This window comes from Shewanella sp. CAL98-MNA-CIBAN-0140 (assembly GCF_040309905.1).
Taxonomy (GTDB): domain Bacteria; phylum Pseudomonadota; class Gammaproteobacteria; order Enterobacterales; family Shewanellaceae; genus Shewanella; species Shewanella psychromarinicola.
The window spans coordinates 153,405-172,316 of sequence record NZ_JBEOPI010000002.1 but is presented as its reverse complement, the minus strand read 5'-3'; the positions used below and the strand labels follow the sequence as shown (position 1 = coordinate 172,316).

The following is an 18,912-nucleotide window of genomic DNA, read 5'->3' as shown; positions in this document are numbered from 1 at the left end:
ATTGGCCTGATTCTTGATTTTTAGTATTTGTTAATTGGTTGAAATATGAACAATTGTTACTGTGAATTAGGTGATTTATGGGGCCTTAGTCAGTTTATCTATACTGAGCATTTGATACACTGTTTCAGCTACTGCCACAACAAAGTCGATGTCTAAGGTGCTTATTGTGTCGTCTGGCGTGTGGTATTGTGCATGGGGTGGTACGCCAAAATACACCCAAGAGTAACCTGCCTTATGGAATGCATAATGGTCTGATGCCCTTAGCCAATCACTTTTTCTCATCCGCCCACTTAACAACCTCGTGTGATGAGTACGGATACACAATTGATTTTGCTGCATCAACCCTGGCTCGATAAGTGCAAAATCAGCCAGATTGTGTTGACCTTCCATGTAGATTGCCCTGCGGCGGTCTGGGTGACCTATCATGTCTAAGTTAATGCTTAATTCAATGTCCATCTGTGGTTGTTGTTGTAACAACGCCACCAAGGCATCGCTGCCATACAAACCGGGTTCCTCAGCATCGGTGGCAACAATCATTACATTGACATCATCTAACGGCGGATTGCGTTGCCATTGGGCGGCAATGGCCATCATTCCGGCAATACCTGAGGCGTTATCATCTGCTCCCGGATACATGTTGCGTGCCGTTTGACCTAAATGATCATAATGCGCGGTGATCACTCGCCATCGAGTGGAGTGGGTTTTTGCCGCAATGGTGGCGATGATATTAACCCCAGAGACGGTCGAAAATTGATGCTGATAGCTAAACGGTACTGCAAATGTTGGCTGCCAAGGTTGTAATCCCATCTCAGTAAACCGCTTTATTAAGTAGTCTTGAGTGAGACGCGCACCGTGTGTGGCAGTCTTGCGGCCTTGAAATTTCGCAGAGGTTAAGATGGATATGTCTTGGGTGACTTGTTGATTGGCATCGGGCCAGGTGGTAGTGATATTAGGTGAGCATTGGCGCGGTGTTTGGCTACAGCCAATTAATAAGCTGCATAATAGGCTAAAACCGGTCACCTTAAGGCGAATTTGAGCAGTAAACATGGTGTGTTATCTCCTCTTATTCGCTTAAGGCTTGGTCGTTGATCTAAGCCTCGGATTGGGCTTTTTTCGCCTTTACCCGTTTGTTGTGTAACGCAAGCTTGGGCTTTAAGAATCTGGCCGTATGCGACTCTGGATGCTCTGCGATATCTTCTGGGCTGCCGGTGGCTAAAATCATTCCGCCGCCAGCACCACCTTCAGGGCCTAAATCGATAATCCAGTCTGCCGTTTTAATCACATCTAAATTATGCTCAATCACCACCACAGTGTTGCCGTGAGATTTTAAGCGATGCAATACTTCTAACAATAGTTGAATGTCGGCAAAGTGCAGGCCGGTAGTCGGTTCATCCAAAATATACAAGGTTTTACCCGTGTCGCGTTTAGACAACTCTTTAGCTAATTTAACCCGTTGGGCTTCACCGCCAGACAAGGTGGTTGCACTTTGGCCTAAACGAATGTACGACAAGCCTACATCCATTAAGGTTTGCAGTTTACGTGCTATTGATGGAATAGCAGTAAAATAGCCACGAGCATCTTCAACCGTCATTTGCAGCACTTCGTGAATGTTCTTGCCTTTGTATTTTACTTCTAAGGTTTCGCGGTTATAGCGCTTACCTTTACAAGCATCACAAGGCACGTATACGTCTGGTAAAAAATGCATCTCAACTTTAATTAAGCCATCACCTTGGCAGGCTTCACAGCGACCGCCTTTGACGTTAAACGAAAATCGACCTACCAGATAACCCCGGGTGCGCGATTCTTGTGTGCCAGCAAATAGCTCACGTATTGGGGTGAAAATACCCGTATAAGTGGCAGGATTAGATCGTGGCGTGCGGCCAATCGGGCTTTGATCGATATCGACTACTTTGTCGCAATGATCCATGCCTTTAATGCTTTTGTAGGGCGCGGGTTCGTCAACGGTGGCACCATTGAGCATATGATGAGCTATTTTAAAGAAGGTGTCGTTAATCAGTGTCGATTTACCTGAGCCAGATACCCCAGTAACACAGGTAAATAATCCCACTGGAATGGTTAAATCAACATCTCTTAGGTTATTACCCGATGCGCCAAATAACTCAATTACCTTTTTCGGATCGATTGGGGTGCGCTCGTCACTAATGTGTATTTGCTTTTTACCGGAAATATATTGACCCGTGACAGACGCTTCACAGTTAACAATATCTTCTAGGGTACCGTCGCAAATGACTTCACCGCCATGAACACCAGCACCAGGGCCGATATCAATAATGTGATCAGCAAGACGAATAGCATCTTCATCGTGTTCGACCACAATGACAGTGTTACCTAAATCGCGCAGGTGGATTAATGTTTGTAATAAGCGTTCATTGTCGCGTTGATGTAAACCAATTGACGGCTCATCAAGCACGTACATCACGCCCATTAAACCAGCACCAATCTGGCTGGCTAAACGAATACGTTGTGCCTCGCCACCCGATAAGCTGTCGGCTGAGCGTGACAAACTTAGGTAGTTAAGGCCTACATTGACCAAAAAACCGAGGCGTTGACTGATCTCATTTAAGATTTTTTCGGCAATTTTGGCCCGTTGACCTTCAAACACGACCGTATCGAAGTATTGTTTGGTTTCGCCAATCGACCACATTGTTAGCTGGGGTAAATTGAGTTCGCCAATAAACACGTTGCGGGCTTCTTCACGTAAGCGCGAGCCGCCACAGCTGTTACAAGGTTGCATATTAATAAACTTAGACAGTTCGTCGCGTACCGAGTTACTTTCGGTTTCGCGGTAGCGGCGGTCCATATTATTTAAAATGCCTTCAAACGGATGATTACGCACCACTACGTCGCCGCGGTCATTAATGTATTTAAAGGCGATGCTTTGTTTGCCAGACCCATACAGGACTATTTTTTTGATTTTGTCGCTAAGGGCTTCAAATGGCTGTTCGACATCAAATTTATAGTGTTCGGCCAGTGAACTGAGCATTTGGAAATAATAAAAGTTACGTCTGTCCCAACCGCGGATAGCCCCTCCAGCCAACGACAATTCGGTATTGGTGATAACGCGTTCTGGATCAAAAAATTGCTGCACGCCTAAACCGTCACAGGTTTGGCACGCGCCAGCCGGATTGTTAAATGAGAAAATTCGTGGCTCAAGTTCTGCCATCGAATAGCCACAATGTGGACAGGCAAAATTAGCCGAGAATATCAGCTCTTCAATATTGTTATCTTCCATACTGGCAATTTTAGCGATACCACCAGACAGTTCTAAAGTCGTTTCAAACGACTCCGCTAAGCGCTGTTTCATGTCTTCGCGAACTTTGAAGCGATCGACAACCACCTCAATGGTGTGTTTGATGTGTAAATCTAATGTCGGAGGATCGGTTAAGTCACACACTTCACCGTCAATACGAGCACGGATATAGCCTTGTGCCGATAAGCTTTCAAGCAGCTTAACGTGCTCACCTTTACGATCGTTTACCACAGGCGCAAGCAGCATTTGGCGGCTGTCTGCTGGTAAGGCTAATACTCTATCAACCATTTGGCTGACCGTTTGCGCCGATAAAGGCTGGTTATGCGTTGGGCAACGAGGCTCACCCACACGGGCAAATAATAAACGTAAATAGTCATAGATTTCGGTAATGGTACCGACGGTGGAGCGCGGATTGTGTGAGGTTGATTTTTGTTCAATTGAAATGGCAGGACTTAAGCCTTCAATATGATCAACATCGGGCTTTTCCATTATGCTCAAGAATTGACGCGCATAGGCCGACAGCGATTCGACATAACGACGTTGACCTTCTGCATACAAGGTATCGAAGGCTAATGATGATTTTCCTGAACCGGATAACCCTGTTATCACAATAAGTTTGTCACGGGGTATGGTTAGATTGATGTTCTTAAGATTGTGGGTTCGGGCACCGCGTATTTCAATTTTATCCATCGACTCGCTCTATGACTTATGTAAAACAAAACAGCAATCAGTATCGCATAGTTTATTGGCGGACTTCATATCAATTTTGTCTATGGTGGTTTTAAGATACGCATCGAACAGACCTAAGGTTTAACGTGCACCCATAAAACATCTTATATCAAAAACTGTGATTTCCTTTTGAGCTAATTTATGTCGCTGTGATAATATGCGCAGCTCATAATATTGTTGAATCACTTATCAAAGGGCACCGCATGGCCAGTAATGGACTGTCAGGTTTGGAGAAAAAGGTCGCATTTTCGTTAGCCGGAGTGTTTGGTTTACGAATGATGGGATTGTTTATGATTATGCCTGTCTTCGCGCTGTATGGTCAGCATTTAGAAGGCTTTTCACCGCTGTGGGTAGGTATTGCCATTGGTGCTTATGGATTAACCCAGGCTTTTTTACAGATCCCTATGGGTATTTTGTCCGACAAATACGGACGTAAGCCGATTATTCTCGGTGGTTTAGTCTTGTTTGCGATTGGTAGTTTAATCGCCGCATCGTCGGACCACATTTATGGCGTGGTATTTGGCCGTGCAGTACAAGGTATGGGAGCCATTGCTGCAGCCGTGTTAGCCCTTGCCGCCGATTTAACCCGAGACGAACAACGCACTAAAGTGATGGCCGTCATTGGCATGTGTATTGGTTTTTCATTCGCCTTGTCATTATTAGTCGGACCGATTGTGGCGCAGTATTTAGGCTTAACAGGGTTGTTTTTGTTAACCGCAGTATTAGCCGTATTGGGTATGTTAATCGTGCAGTTTTTTGTGCCCAATCCAATTAGCCAAGCGCCTAGAGGCGATACGGTAGCAACCCCGACAAAACTCAAGCGTATGTTGTTAGACCCACAATTATTTCGCTTAGATGCAGGCATTTTTATTCTGCATTTAGTGCTCACCGCGGTGTTTGTCGCCTTACCATTAGATTTGGTTGATGCTGGTTTAGTCAAAGAAAAACATTGGATGCTGTACTTTCCCGCGTTTGTTGGGGCCTTTTTCTTAATGGTGCCGCTGATCATCATTGGGGTTAAACGCAACAACACCAAAACCATGTTCCAATTGTCGTTGATGATCATGATGGTGTCACTTGGCATGATGGGGTTTTATGCTGATAATATTTGGGTGCTCAGTGGCGCCGTAGTATTATTTTTCACCGGCTTTAACTACCTTGAAGCATCACTACCGAGTTTAATTGCTAAGTTTTGTCCTGTCGGTGATAAAGGTTCGGCCATGGGCGTGTATTCGACCAGCCAGTTTTTAGGTGCCTTTTGCGGCGGCATGTTAGGCGGCGGAGCCTATCAACTCGTCGGCGCATCCGGGGTGTTTTTTGTCGCACTAGGACTGATGTGTGTGTGGTTATTCTTGACCATAGGCATGCAAAAACCTGTACTATTGAAAAGCTATACCCTTGAAGCTACAGTAAAAGATAAATCCGATGCACAAAATATGGCCAGCAAATTGTCGCAGTTAATTGGCGTCGTTGAAGCCATTGTGGTACTCGAAGAGAAAGCGGCTTATTTAAAGGTCGATGATAAATTCAATTTAAGCGAAGCGCGAGCTGTGTTAGGCTCTGTGGATTAGATCGTATTGATCGCTAAGCTTAGTATTCAGATAAGTAAACAGATAAAAATCTCAGGAGATTTCGATGGCCAGTCGTGGTGTGAATAAAGTCATTTTGGTAGGTAACTTAGGTAAAGACCCTGAGGTTCGTTACATGCCAAATGGCAATGCCGTAGCTAACTTTACCGTAGCGACAAGTGAGTCGTGGAAAGACCAGCAAGGTCAAACGCAAGAGCGGACCGAGTGGCACAACATTGTAATGTATCGTCGTCTTGCGGAAATTGCAGGCGAGTACTTAAAGAAAGGCTCTAAAGTTTATTTAGAAGGCAAATTGCAAACCAATAAATGGCAAGATCAGACTACCGGTCAAGACCGCTATAAAACTGAAATCAACGCCATGGAAATGCAAATGTTAGACAGCCGTAACTCGGGTGGTGATAACGCCAGTGGTGGTCAAGGTCAAGGTCAATATCAGGGGCAAGGACAAAACTCGGGGCAAAACCCTGGACAAAAGATGGGACAACAACAGTCTCGTCCCGCGCCAGCACCTCAAGCTCGTCCGCCACAAGCACAATATAATCAAACTGCACCTGCTTACCAAGCTCAACCAGATGCTGGCCAGCAAGGTGGTTACCAGCAACAACCGGCGCCAGCGCAACAAGCCGCTCCAGCTTATGCTCCAAAGCCAGCCGCTGCACCACAGGGTAATTTCCAACCACAAAATGCCCCTGCACAGCGCCCAGCACCACAGCCACAACAAAACTTCACTCCAGATTTGGATGAAGGCTGGGATGACGATATTCCGTTCTAGCAGACGGTTTATTTAAAACTGTAAATTGCTTAAAGCCACGTCTGTCGTGGCTTTTTTGTGTTTGAAAAATCAATATCGGTTGTGTGTTTTATGTAGGATGTAGAGTAGTCTTGTATGGTTAGTTTTGTAAAAAGACCACAGATGAGCTGCAAAGCAAAAATGGTAAGCTCGATGATACGAGTGATTTAGCCATATTTATCGTTGATGAGATTGGCATTTCGGTTGATTTACCCTATCGTTATTTATTCGCTATGCGCGAGATGTTTGCGATTCAAACAGTGCTAAATCTCGGCAAGAATATCTTTAAATTATATCACTGGGCTGACGAGAACCCTTGCAACGTCTATGAATGTATTCGTTCGGGGTATGTTTTTATTATGTTGCCAGCAAGCGTAAAATGCATAACGAAGATGATCTAAATAAAGTTCGACTTTAGTACTGACTTAGCGGTCAAGTTGAGGCTGCAGATGTTTCAAAAACCTGTTAGTAATGCACTGCGAAAGTGAACACTCGCGGGTCGTGTTAAAAGATTTGGATATTCTGGTTAATATACAGCAAACAACTCCACTGAACGCCTATGATTGCTACCGCATTACGCCGCTCGCTTTACGTTGGTCAATCGAGTTTTGGCGACTAGCTGCAACATGGTTTACTATGACTCTTGATATTCGTTCTTGTCAGTTGCCACAGCTTATAGGTGGTAATTTAGGTGTCAAGGTCGTCAATTTTGACGAAAAGTAGCAACTAAAAACTGACCTATTGATTTAACATATGGAGCTGCATGGCCTATGGGAGTATACTTGGCGCTATATTTAGAGTTTAAGCTCTAAAAAAGGATGAGTATGAATTTTTATGATCAAAGCCGCGCCCTACTTGGGCGCTTTAATTTAGCCAAAGTGCAGCTTAAAAGCCTTACTCGTCGTCTGTTCAGCCGTCCAACGAGGAATCTGGCTACTTTAGTATTTACGGGTGTTTTGACTGTTGTCAGTCAGCCGCTGCTTGCCGATGAGGTAGTCGCTTTGTCATTTGCTAAGGCTTGGCAACAAGTACAAAGAGTCAGTGATTCACAGCAGGCCCAATCGGCTCAAGTCGCCCGAGCAAAAGGGCTCGAAGAGGCTGGTGAAGACATGGACTGGCCATCGTTACAGCTCACTAGTAGTTATTCCTTGTTAGAAAAACCCTTAGCTCTGGATGTGGCCGAGCTTGGGATCGATGCAACAAGCTTACCGCCAGCTCTGGGTCAGATGTTAGGGGCACTGCCGAGCCAGTTTGCCTTTTCAGAGCAAGATATTTTTCGCACTAGCTTAAAAGCCATGTGGCCTATTTATACCGGTGGTCAGATCACCGCGGCTCAAGGGATACATAAGGCCAAAGTGGAGGAGAAAAAACAGCAGCAGGCCTTGGCGACAAGAGAGTTATTCCTTCTTCTCGTGAATCGCTATTACGGCGTTGCTGTCGCTAAAGCTACGGTGGAAACTAACCAGACCTTAGTCGATTCCTTAGCTGTGCATTTAGATCATGCTACTAAGCGCGAACAGCAAGGGCAAATCGCGAGAGTCGAAGTGCTCAATGCTGAAGTGGCATACAACAATGGCAAAATTAATTTAGCCAGCACAGTTCGCCAATGGGAAATGGCCAATATTGCTATGGCACGTATGCTAAAGCTACCTTCGGTAAATTTATATTCGGCACTTTTCATGCTCGATGAGTCGCCTTCTTTGCCTTATTTGTCGCAACTAACCCTAACGCAGCATCCCGCACTAAAATTACTTCAGGCGAAGGAAGCTCAAGCAGAAGGGCTGATTGATGTGGAAAAAGGCTTGTATAAGCCTAAGGTGTTTCTGTACGGTAACTATACCTTGTATGAAGATGACAGCACTTTATCCCATATTGAGCCAGACTGGATGGTAGGTGTTGGCCTGACTATGCCGCTTATTAGCCGAGACGGGCGCAGTGGTAAGGTTCGGGCGGCCAGGAGTGCGTTGCTGCAAGCTCGTTATACTAAGGCACAAACTCAGCAAGATCTCAGTTTGCTGCTCGATCAAAACTACCGTCAACTGTTACAGGCCAAGGAAGAAAGTCAGTCCCTCGATACCAGCTTAGCTTTAGCGAAGGAAAACCTACGATTAAGAGACATTGCCTTTAATCAGGGATTATCGACTTCCATAGACAGGGTTGATGCTGAAATCAAACTCAAAGCCGTGCACACTCAGCAATTAGCTGCCAAATATCGCTACCTACAGGCCTATGCGAGTCTGATGACGATAAGTGGTCAGCTTGATAAATTTATTAATAATAGCAACAGCTTGGAGAAATGATATGCAAGCTAACCGTATTCTAGCCCCCGTGGCGTTAGTGGCTTTAGGCTGTATTCTTGCCTACGGCGTGCACCTTGCATTTGTGCCAAAACCTTTATTGTTACAGGGGCAAATTGAAGCCAGAGAATATAATATCTCTTCCAAAGTACCTGGGCGCGTAGATCAGGTGCTGGTTAGGCGCGGGGATAACGTTAAAGAGGGTGATCTGTTATTTGCTATTAGTAGCCCAGAGCTTGATGCTAAGTTACTGCAGGCTCAAGGTGGTCTTGACGCGGCAACGGCTATGCAGCAACAAGCCATTAATGGTGCGAGGCAACAGCAAATAACGGCAGCCAAAGATCAATGGTCAAAAGCCAAAGCTGCGACGGAACTGAGTGACAAAACCTATCAACGAATTGAAAACCTGTTCGATGAAGGTGTTGTTGCACGGCAAAAGCGCGATGAAGCTTATACACAATGGCAGGCCGCCAAATATACCCAGCAAGCAGCCTATGCCATGTATCAAATGTCTTCCGAAGGTGCGCGCGTCGAAACCAAAGCCGCAGCAGCAGGTAAGACACGTATGGCAGAAGGTGCGGTTAACGAGGTGAATGCGATTTTAGCCGATAGCCAAATGCGCTCACCCAAAAAAGCTGAGGTGAGTGAGGTGTTATTACAAGCCGGTGAGCTCGCACCGAGTGGGTTTCCTGTGGTGAGCTTGATTGATATGCAAGATGCCTGGGCGGTATTTCAGGTGCGTGAGGATCTGCTATCTGAATTTACCTTAGGGCAAAACGTTCGCCTAACACTGCCTGCACTCAAACAGAGTTACCCCTTTCAAGTAACACATATTAGTGTGATGGGAGATTTTGCTACTTGGCGTGCCACCGAAAGCGGCCATGATTTTGACATGCGCACCTTTGAAGTTGAACTACGGCCTGTTGAGCCCATCTCTGGGCTACGTGTTGGCATGTCAACCTTGATACAGTGGTAACCCGTAATGCGCCCCCCCCTTAGTGCGTTAGTCATCAGAGAGCTTAAGGCCCTATGGCAAGATCCTTGGCAGCTGGCCTTGGTGAGCTATTTGCCATTAGTTGGGATCTTCATGCTCTGGTGGTTATTTAGTGCCGGACTGCCCCGAGCTTTACCTGTGGCTTTGGTTGATCAAGATATGAGCCAGCTAAGCCGCAGTTTAGGGCGTAACTTAGCGGCAAGCCCGGTGATCACCCCTATTAGTTATCCTGATTTACTCAGTGCACAACAAGCCATGAAAGAGGCGGAAGTATATGCCATGGTGGTGTTGCCCTATGGGCTTAGAAAGGATTTGCTCACAGCAAAACAGCCCGTTATCGACATTCGTTACAATGGACAATTTCTGCTGGTGGGTAAATTACTGGTAAGCCAAATCCAGCAAAGTTTAGGGGCGGGATTGTCTGAACTTGCGGGGATCAAGCAGATGGCCGCTGGGGTGCCTAAGGTCAAGGTAGAAACTCGTCTTAGGCCGGTGGCTAGCCAAGTGACGCCTTTATTTAATATGAACAAGAGTTACCTAGTGTTTTTATTGCCGCCAGTGTTAATTGCCCTCGGGCAGTTATTAGCTATGCTAGTGTTTGCCAACTGTTTAAGCCGCGAGGTGCGTTTAGGCAAGCTAACACAATGTTATCGTGCCGGTATTTGGCGGGTAATCGGGGTTAAGTTTTTGCTGTACACCCCATTGCTTATTTTACAGGGGAAACTTATTTTAGCCGTTTTATATCAATATCTTGCCTTACCTTTGGCGGGGAAGTTTGGTCAGTTATTGTTGGCACAATTCCTTATGATTTCGGCGGTATGGTTAATTGTGTTGGCGATCTTCTTTTTACTCTTAGATGCCACCCGACTTGTGAGTTTTTGTACCGCGTTATTTGCCCCAGCATTCCCCTTTATGGGCATTACCTTTCCCACTCAAAATATGCCGGTTTTAGCCCAGTGGTGGCGTCAAATTATGCCTTCAAGCCACTATATTGAAACCCATGTTGGGGTGGTTAGTTATGGCCAGAGTTGGTTTAATATGCTGCAACAAGTGGCCAGTTACTGGGGGTTTTTATTGCTTGTTCCGGTGATATTTTATTTAGTTAAGCGGCAAAGAAAAGCCTTGGCTGTGATGAGCACTGCCGATAAGCCCGATGATATTACGCAACCATCAAGGGGCATCTAATGCAGTTTTGGCAGTTAGTCTACTTAGATATTAAGCTCCTAATAAAAGATAAAGCCATTTCATTAACCTTATTTGGTGGGGTGATTTTTTATGCATTACTTTACCCTTTGCCTTACCTTAATCAGGTGGCGACTGAGCAAGAAATCGTTTTGGTGGACTTAGATAAATCGAGTCTTAGCCGCACTTTGGCCCGCCATGTGGATGCCAGCCCTAAGATAGCATTGGCCGCGTCATTAGATTCTATAACCAGCGCCCAGGAGTGGATTGAAGCCGATAAAGCCCATGGTTTACTGGTGATCCCTGAAGGTTTTCGTCGGAATTTAATTTTGGGTAAAGGGGTAACCTTAAGTTATAGCGGCGATGCTAACTATTTCTTAATCTATTCCGCGATTGCCGGAGGTTTAGTGGCCTCAGGGCTAGATATGGCTAAACAGGTGCAGTTTGTGGATTTATTAAGTGCAGGGGTTCAGGCCAAGCAGGCAGAATTATCCCTCAATCCAGTGACCCTTAATGCTGTGCCTGTGTTTAACCAAAGTTTAGGTTACCTTCCCTATGTGGTGCCCGCGGTATTATTACTGGTATTGCATCAGACGCTACTGATCGCCAGTGGCATTTTGGGGGCAGGCCAATGGTTGCATGACGGTTATTGGCAGCAAGTGTCGGCGTTAGAGTTAGTCTGTGGCAGAATTGTGGCACTCCTGTGTATTTATGCGTATTTAACCAGCTTTTACCTAGGATTTTGTTTTTATGCCTATGACTTGACACTGCAAGGCTCGCCCATAGAGTTAGCCCTGTTGATTAGTGTCTTTTTATTGGCAACCGCGGCAGCAAGTGTGGCGTTTAGTTGCCTATTTACCCGCAGAGATTTACCCACTCAAGTGCTGTTGCTTATTTCTATGCCGATATTGTTTGTTTCAGGCTTTGTGTGGCCATTAGAGCTTATCCCAACACCTTTGATCTGGCTGTCGCAAACCATCCCCGCCGTACCAGGCATGATGGGGCTGCTTAAACTTACCCAAATGGGCGCCGACTGGCACAGCTTGATAGGGCTTTGGCTACAACTGTGGGGACTGTTTGTTGTCTTCTTTGTCTTTGCTATTATTGGGGTTAAGTATCGACAGCGGCAATTTAAGTTATCGAAAAACTATCATTAGCCTTTGAGCACAAAGAAAATAACATATCCACTCTATTGTTCTGCTTGTTTTATTTTTTCACTCATCAAGGTTAATAGCGCTAGCAACAGGTGAAAATGCCGAGGCCTTCTTGGGTGCTCAAGGTTATATTTGGGATACACAATCAGATATGGCGTTGGCGTTAGTCGGCGCGCTCAGCGCACTGGTGATATTGAGCATTCCCCATGATAAGCAATTACACGCTGTGGCCTAGATTAAACCGCGGTAAAGGCTTTCAATGAGTATTGCCGAGCATAAACAAAAAAGAGGCGCATTTAATGCTCCTCTTTTTTGGTTAACTGACGTTTTTTATGAGCAAGACGCTTAAAGCACCTATAAACAATAAATGTTTGTTATTATTCTTTTAAGGCTGAAGGCGCTTAATGCTCTAACCATTCGAGCATGACCCGATTAAACTCCTCTGGCTCTTCTGCCATGATCCAATGGCGGGTATTGAAAGGAACCACCTTATTACCTGGAATAGACGCCATCTTGTGTTCCCATTCCTTAGAATGGAACATGCCGGGCTTGTTCTCGCCATACATAAATAGCAGTGGGCAGTTAACAACGAGTGGCAGATTGCCTAGGGGCTTACCTGTGAGGGTTTTGCTCCATTTCCAGTAATAGGAATAGGTCATGGAAGAGGTAATTAGCTTTTGATCTCCAGGGGCTTTTAACATCTTGGCCATCTTGCGTGTCATGGCATCACCTAAGCTGCCGCCTAGTTTCCAAGCCAGCGCTAGCCACATCTGGTAGCTGAACATGAATAGCTTCACTTTAAGGCTTAATTCATGTTCTATTGATCCAGCATCACCAATGTCTACCCCAATGATTCTATTTACTTTTATTTCATTCCTTAGGTAGAACTGGTAACCAAAGAAGCAGCCCCAATCGTGCAGCAACAAAGTAACGGGCTGACCATCGCTAACAGCATCGACGACTGAATTAATTTTGCTAATAATTTCTTCTAGTGAGTACATACGTCTGTTGGAGTCGAGTTCATAGCCTGGCAAGGTAAAGCGCACACAGCGGTATTTATCTTTGAGCACCTCAACTTGTTTGTCCCACAGCCTGTAGGTATCGGGCCAACCATGGATCATGACGATGGTTTCTTCGCCGCTGCCTTCTATGATGACGTCAAGATCATCGACTTTTATTATGTTACTCATCCTCTTCCCTTTCTATTGAGTAAATGCCTGCATTATTTGCTTAAATCCGCTTGATAGGGATTGGCATTAAAAATTTTATTTAACGTAACCTAATGTTGTAGTACTGATGTTATTCACTTTTATGAGCCATTAGCCGATGAACTTTTATCTTTTACTAGGGGCTTGTTGGCACTGCTATTGACGCAGGCATCTAAGCTTTCAGCCAGTACATTTAAGGCGCTCACTTGTTGAGTGAGCGCGGTCCCTTGGGCTGCTACTGAGTCTGAAATATGGTGTGTATTAACCACGCTGGTGGCCACGTGACTGCTGGCACAATTTAATTCGTTTAAGGCAAGCACTTGCTGGGACATAATATCTGCAAGCTGGTTGATATCCCCAAGGACTGGAGTAATTTGCTCAAGGATGCCCGAAACTTCGGTGGCCGTGTGTTGTATCACCTTTTGACCTTGAAGTACTTGCTCCTTGCTATTGTCCAGAAGTGTGCGAATTTCAATGGCTGAGTGTCTACTCTTAGCTGACAGCTCTCGTACTTGATCTGCAACCACAGAAAAGCTTCGGCCCTTGTCACCTGCTCTGGCGGCTTCGATAGCAGCATTGAGTGCCAGCAAGTTAGTTTGATCGGCAACCGAGGAGATAAGATCCGCGACAGACATAATTGCTAGGTTGCTATCAAGAATATGGTCAATTGCCTGGGTCGATGCCAGTAAAGAGCTAGCACTTCGTTCAGCTTGAGTGCTAATGACTTGGCTGCGCTCTTTAAGGCCGCAAACAAATTGCTCTGACTGGGCGATGTCTTGGGTCATCTGCTGTAATTGTTGGTTCATTTGCTCTGTGGCACTGGCTTGGGCATCACAGTTAGTGTTTAGTGAGGTCACTTGGCTGTGAAGTGCATTGGCTTGCAAGGCAAGCGAACCGGCCACTTGGCTTAATTGGTTTGCATTTTCACCGGCACTGCTAAGCACCCCCGAGAGCTGTTCTTCCCCTGCTAAAGATTTCGCTGCAGCTTGTTGCATTTGTTGCTGAGATTCTTGGGTGAGCTTATGGGCTTTATCCCGTTGAATCGCGGTAAAACCTTGGGCTATAACAATCACGATAAGCGGCAGTAATACCCCAGCCCAAGTTTCGACATTGGCTTGGTCTGCAGTCAGGATTAGATGAGGTAGGGGGATATCAGCTAATACGCGCATTAACATAGCACTGGTTGCAGCTATGACGACTAGGCTCCAGATGACGGCGTTGATTAATCGAGTTGTAAGAAAAATCGCTATTATTATCAATGGGATCCAAAAAGCTTGTGCCGATATAGGCCCACCACTTTGATACACAAGATTGAGGGCGTGTAGCACTACGCCAGCCAAGCCCAGATTAATCGCCAGCCAAGGGCTGCGAAGCCACTTAATTAACAAACCTGCGCCAATTTGTGTGATGACCACACCAACAGAGGTGTATAACAACAGTTGGTTTTCGTATTGGTTCCACTTCATTATGCTGTAAAGGCCAGTACAGATGGAGAGTAAAGTGAAAAACAACAGCGTGTCGATATTGCGAAGCTCATCAGAACCCCAGCTGTGGAATTTGGGTAAAAAGGCACTGCGCCAGAGGGTGAAGGGGGTCATGGCTTATCCTTTTCCGGTGGTAAAAAGTGAGCAAGTAGCCTTGCTCACTCACTTATAGGGCAGGTAGTTATAGATCTAACATGGCCTCTTTAAGATCATCATCAGTAGGATCTTCACCCAGCCAGATAGCCAGTAAGGCTTTTCTAAAGTCTTCGCCTTTGGTGACAGACAGTTGCTTGTCGTTTTTATAGCTAATTACCCCTTGGCCAACGATGCTGACTAAGGTGAATTTATCTCCGGTTTTAATCGGCTCAGCAAAGGTGGCAATAAAGGCACTAATACCACTATCTATGGCCGAAGTATCGCCATGGGTAGCGAGCTGGAAACCATCATTCATGGCATCGGTCATTTTTTCTGAGGTGATCATATCTGAGGTGATATTGAGCTGGATAACCACAGGCGTTTGGCCATTAATAACCATTTGGGCATTGTCTGTTTGGGTTAAGGTAAATAGCGAGCCTACATATAAATCCATGAAGAATTTACTGCGAATGCCGGCACCATTGAGTTGCAAATGTTGTTCTTGCACTGTGAGGGTGTCGGGCAAGGTAACATCGCCGATCTGAGTATCGGCAAAGGCTGAGCTGCTACATAAGAGGACTAGGGCTAACCCAAGAGATTTTTTTATCACGATGAACTCCAATTTATAGATAAAACAAGGTTGTTGATAACAAACGCTTTAGACTGCTAACTGTTTAGGCAACATATGATCTAGCTGACAATTATGTTAAAACTCGTCAGCGGGCAGCACTAATGCTGCCCGCCTTGATGATTAAAATGCCTGGTTGTATTCAACCCAGTAAGAGTCATCAGTGTCGTCACTGTTGTCAGTTTTGTAGTTTAAACGAATGTTTTGACGCTTGTTCATTTGATAGGCGACGGCTATTTCACCTTGAAAACTTGGCATTTGTAGGCCGCCATCGAGCACGTCATCATGCCAAGATTTACCTTGTAGTTCTTCGGTGTAAGAGGTGCTTAACAGTACCCAGTAGTGCTCAGAAAGGGTGTAACGGGTGTAGATCATACCTGTCATGATTGTTGATGCTATGTCGATACCACTGCTAGACATGTTAGCGGCCGCAGCCTTTTCTGGTGGCAGCAGTTGCGACATATTGTCTTCAACTACCACGGCGCCAGCATACAGAATTGGCCATATGTATAGGTCTTTGGTGACGGGAATGGTCATCACAGGACCTGCTTGGATGACAGCAAAGTTACCGTAGAAGGGATGGTCACCAAACACGGCATCGGCTGACCAGCCTATACCATTGTTAGTGTTAATTGTGCCGTAACGTAGACGGAAAGACCGTTCAATCTTAGTATCGTTAAAGGTTGGAACTGATCCATAGGTAGGGTGAGAGACCATGCCACTAAACTTAGGGGTGTCGGCATCTTCATTGAAGACGTTTTTCGCTTCGAAAATCACCCCGCTTTTTTGACCGCTGGTGGCGCTCTTTTCAGACAACATCAACTGACCTTTGATGTTAAAACCATCGTTACCATAGGATGCGCCAACTGAGGTAGACACGTCTGTGGGGTCAGACATGTCAATATCATTATTTATCTCTTCGGCAATGGCGCTAGCAGAAATCATTGAAGAAAGGATTGCTATGGTAAGTAATTTTTTTTTCATGTTTTACTCCAGAATCTTATCATTATCATTAATGTGTTTTATTAACGTATGGTCAAGCAGTGGAACGGTGGCATCAGCAGGGGAAGTGACTGATGCCCTGAGTTAAGCTAAGTTAAGTTGGTGATTTTTCCATTTTTTACTAAAGAAAACATAAGCATAAGCACTATTGATTAGGAAGCTGGCAAGGCCTGCCGCTAACATAAGTTCATCATTACGGGGTAAAGGCACTACGTTGCTTTCGTACATAAACGGAAAGCAGAAGTAGTACATAAACGAGCCTGCCAACGTAAATGCGCGGGCTTGTAACCAAGTGCCTTTTTTCACAAACAGGGCCGGTAGGGTCGCCGCAAGCAACACCATGGCTTGGGCTGTGGCAGAACCGGGGAAATTAAGGTAGACAAAAACGATATTCCACACGTCGTAGGCGATGATCCAGAAGGTGGTCATGGCAGGCCAGATCATGTCTTGTTGTTTGCTCTTGTCGGCGGCAATCATGGCCCAGCCAGTCAAGGTGATGATGGAGAGCACGCCACCAATGGCATTTAAGATATTGGCCATATTACCCATAGTGAAATCTTGGGTCACGGCTTCGGCAATGTTAACGGCTAGGAAGGCGGCTGCGCCGAACTTAGCCCATTTTATATTCCCAATCTTAGTGAATCGTATTAAGGTGAATAGTCCAGCAGCGAAGATAACTGAATAGAGTTTTACCCATTTAAACCAGTAGGTGATGCCGTAGCTTGACCAGAGTGGAATAAGGACGATGGGCAGCAGGAACCAGAGTACGTAGTTACTCCATTTATAGCGGCGACATATTTCATTGAGTAGCATCAAACCACACAATACAAACAGAACATGGATGACAGCACGAACCATGTGCCATTCGTGGATCTTAAACTTGTCACCATCGAGGCTAAATTGGATTTGGCTGTCGTCGATGAACGTTAAACGGGCACCATCAAAATCAGTGATTTCATTGCCTGGGGTGCTAGTAATGACTAGCTCGCCTAAATGTTCATGCCATTGTTGTTGCTCAACCTTGTTAAACCCGCCAGATTGTTTCATGACGTTAACGTGGTTATTTTCAGTGAACTCTAGGCGATAGAATAAACTGCCTTCACCGGGTTTTCCGTCTCTTGTGCCTTGCCAGACTTCCCCTTGAAGCTGCAGTGCATCTTGGCTTTGGGTGTCTGCAATGGCTTGCTGAGCACTGCCGGTGCCAAGGAGCAATAGCAGAGACAAGGCCATGGATTTGAGTGTGATAAATTTCATATGCTTCCCCTCTTAGCGTGAACTCTTGGCAGTGTTGGCGTTGGCTTAAGCGTTTTGGCTTAAGCCAACGCCTTGCAGTACTAGGCCGTTTGTTTAACGAGTTTTGGTTCAAGGTCGCTAATTAAGGGCGCAGGATTGTCACCGCAGGGAGGTTCGTTTGTTGGGCTGGTTTTCTGCTTGTAGAAGTACCAGATTGCAAACGGGATATGCAGAGCCAAGTTGACAGCGCCCCAAACCCATAACACATTGTCATTAGCCCAGCTGCTGGAATCCATCAGGGGAGTGAATATGTCGGAATTGGATCTTATCAAGATGTGAAAAGCTAAGGTGTAAACTCGCGCTATGATATATAGCTCTGGACGGCCTTTGATGATGGGGTAAAGCTCAGCCGCCATCAAAATACAGAAGGAGCTAGCGAAGAAACCAGGGTTTTCACCGAAGACGAAAGCTAAGTTCCAAGTGGTGTAGAGGAAGTTCCACGCCGCCGTTGAATAGAGCAGAAGATCATTTGGCTTGTCTCTGCCTATAACCCAGAACTGACGCTTACCATTCTTATAGCGAGGGAATGGAATTGTGATACATAAGATGAAACCACAAATAGCGTTGAAGTAGTTTGCCGTTGCAAAGTCTTTTAGCGTCGCTTCAGCAATGTTAAGGAATAACACTGCATAGAGCACTTTAAGTACCCAATCACCACGGAAGAAAGACAGCACCCGGTTTGGGTTATCGTTATAGAGCCAGGCAATCCTAGCACCACCGACAACAATAGCCGTTGGTAATAAAACGCTAACTGATTTTGCCCAGCGAAACCAGCCGTCTAAGTGATCAACCCATAAAGGGGCGGTGAGTAGGGACAGCACCCAAAACACTGCCGTTAGTCTTGGTGTCCGGCGCATGCCTTCAACCAATAAGAGTAAGAAAACGATGTAACCACTCATAGATACAACATATTGCCACACGGGGATTTCCATAATGCCTCCAGATAGCCCATTGAAAGAGTTTAACAACTCTATAACTAATTAGAGCTTATACTCTAAATTAGAGCATATACTCTAGTTTGTTGGAGGTTATGACTGTGATCTAGCTCTCATTCGTTATATCTCTGTTTGTATTTTTAGGTTGATTTTGAAATTTTGTGATCTAGTGTTGGTTTTTTGGTGGTAAATGTACTTTAAACGTTACTTTATTAGGTTTA

The 18,912-nt window shown here is 45.4% G+C and carries 14 protein-coding genes and 1 pseudogene; 7 read left to right on the top strand and 8 right to left on the bottom strand.

Annotation, left to right across the window (positions count from 1 at the left end; translation table 11 throughout):
- Positions 1-75: 75 nt before the first annotated feature.
- Both AAEY93_RS01925 and uvrA read right to left on the bottom strand, forming a co-directional pair.
- Entirely contained in the window at positions 76-1,047 is a 972-nt protein-coding gene (locus tag AAEY93_RS01925; protein WP_351074656.1) for a M20/M25/M40 family metallo-hydrolase, read from the bottom strand.
- A 43-nt stretch (positions 1,048-1,090) separates the two neighbouring features.
- A complete protein-coding gene (uvrA, locus tag AAEY93_RS01920; RefSeq protein WP_124013467.1) occupies positions 1,091-3,961 on the bottom strand; it encodes an excinuclease ABC subunit UvrA in 2,871 nt (956 codons plus the stop codon).
- 242 nt (positions 3,962-4,203) lie between these two features.
- Between uvrA and AAEY93_RS01915 the strand changes: the two genes are divergently transcribed.
- The 7 genes and pseudogenes from AAEY93_RS01915 to AAEY93_RS01885 all read left to right on the top strand — a co-directional run.
- Complete coding sequence (locus AAEY93_RS01915) at positions 4,204-5,571, top strand: MFS transporter (protein WP_101033832.1); 1,368 nt, start codon at positions 4,204-4,206, stop codon at positions 5,569-5,571.
- Positions 5,572-5,635: 64 nt separating this feature from the next.
- Positions 5,636-6,361: a single-stranded DNA-binding protein gene (locus tag AAEY93_RS01910; RefSeq protein WP_101033833.1), complete on the top strand. Its 726-nt coding sequence runs from the start codon at positions 5,636-5,638 to the stop codon at positions 6,359-6,361.
- A gap of 842 nt (positions 6,362-7,203) precedes the next feature.
- On the top strand, positions 7,204-8,679 hold the full coding sequence (locus AAEY93_RS01905; RefSeq protein ID WP_351074653.1) for a TolC family protein: 1,476 nt from the start codon (positions 7,204-7,206) through the stop codon (positions 8,677-8,679).
- A gap of 1 nt (position 8,680) precedes the next feature.
- Complete coding sequence (locus tag AAEY93_RS01900; RefSeq protein WP_101033836.1) at positions 8,681-9,652, top strand: HlyD family secretion protein; 972 nt, start codon at positions 8,681-8,683, stop codon at positions 9,650-9,652.
- Between the two features lie 6 nt (positions 9,653-9,658).
- A complete protein-coding gene (locus AAEY93_RS01895; RefSeq protein ID WP_101033837.1) occupies positions 9,659-10,855 on the top strand; it encodes an ABC transporter permease in 1,197 nt (398 codons plus the stop codon).
- Positions 10,855-12,009, top strand: a complete 1,155-nt coding sequence (locus AAEY93_RS01890; protein ID WP_351074650.1) for an ABC transporter permease — start codon at positions 10,855-10,857, stop codon at positions 12,007-12,009. Before AAEY93_RS01895 ends, AAEY93_RS01890 begins: the two co-directional genes overlap by 1 nt.
- Positions 12,010-12,082: 73 nt before the next feature.
- Positions 12,083-12,241, top strand: a pseudogene (locus tag AAEY93_RS01885) (DUF2238 domain-containing protein); the annotation flags it as partial.
- A 166-nt stretch (positions 12,242-12,407) separates the two neighbouring features.
- On the opposite strand, the gene AAEY93_RS01880 reads toward AAEY93_RS01885, so the two are convergent.
- The 6 genes from AAEY93_RS01880 to AAEY93_RS01855 all read right to left on the bottom strand — a co-directional run bounded on the left by AAEY93_RS01880 (position 12,408) and on the right by AAEY93_RS01855 (position 18,688).
- Positions 12,408-13,196, bottom strand: coding sequence for an alpha/beta fold hydrolase (locus tag AAEY93_RS01880; RefSeq protein ID WP_101033840.1), 789 nt, complete (start codon positions 13,194-13,196; stop codon positions 12,408-12,410).
- A gap of 119 nt (positions 13,197-13,315) precedes the next feature.
- Positions 13,316-14,812, bottom strand: coding sequence for a methyl-accepting chemotaxis protein (locus AAEY93_RS01875; protein ID WP_101033841.1), 1,497 nt, complete (start codon positions 14,810-14,812; stop codon positions 13,316-13,318).
- 67 nt (positions 14,813-14,879) lie between these two features.
- Positions 14,880-15,443 (bottom strand): chalcone isomerase family protein, encoded by a 564-nt coding sequence (locus AAEY93_RS01870; RefSeq protein ID WP_351074648.1) that lies wholly within the window; start codon positions 15,441-15,443, stop codon positions 14,880-14,882.
- 141 nt (positions 15,444-15,584) lie between these two features.
- Positions 15,585-16,445, bottom strand: a complete 861-nt coding sequence (locus tag AAEY93_RS01865; protein ID WP_101033843.1) for a hypothetical protein — start codon at positions 16,443-16,445, stop codon at positions 15,585-15,587.
- Between the two features lie 102 nt (positions 16,446-16,547).
- Positions 16,548-17,717 (bottom strand): DUF5692 family protein, encoded by a 1,170-nt coding sequence (locus AAEY93_RS01860; RefSeq protein ID WP_351074645.1) that lies wholly within the window; start codon positions 17,715-17,717, stop codon positions 16,548-16,550.
- An 80-nt stretch (positions 17,718-17,797) separates the two neighbouring features.
- Positions 17,798-18,688 (bottom strand): hypothetical protein, encoded by an 891-nt coding sequence (locus AAEY93_RS01855; protein WP_124014079.1) that lies wholly within the window; start codon positions 18,686-18,688, stop codon positions 17,798-17,800.
- Positions 18,689-18,912: the final 224 nt, after the last annotated feature.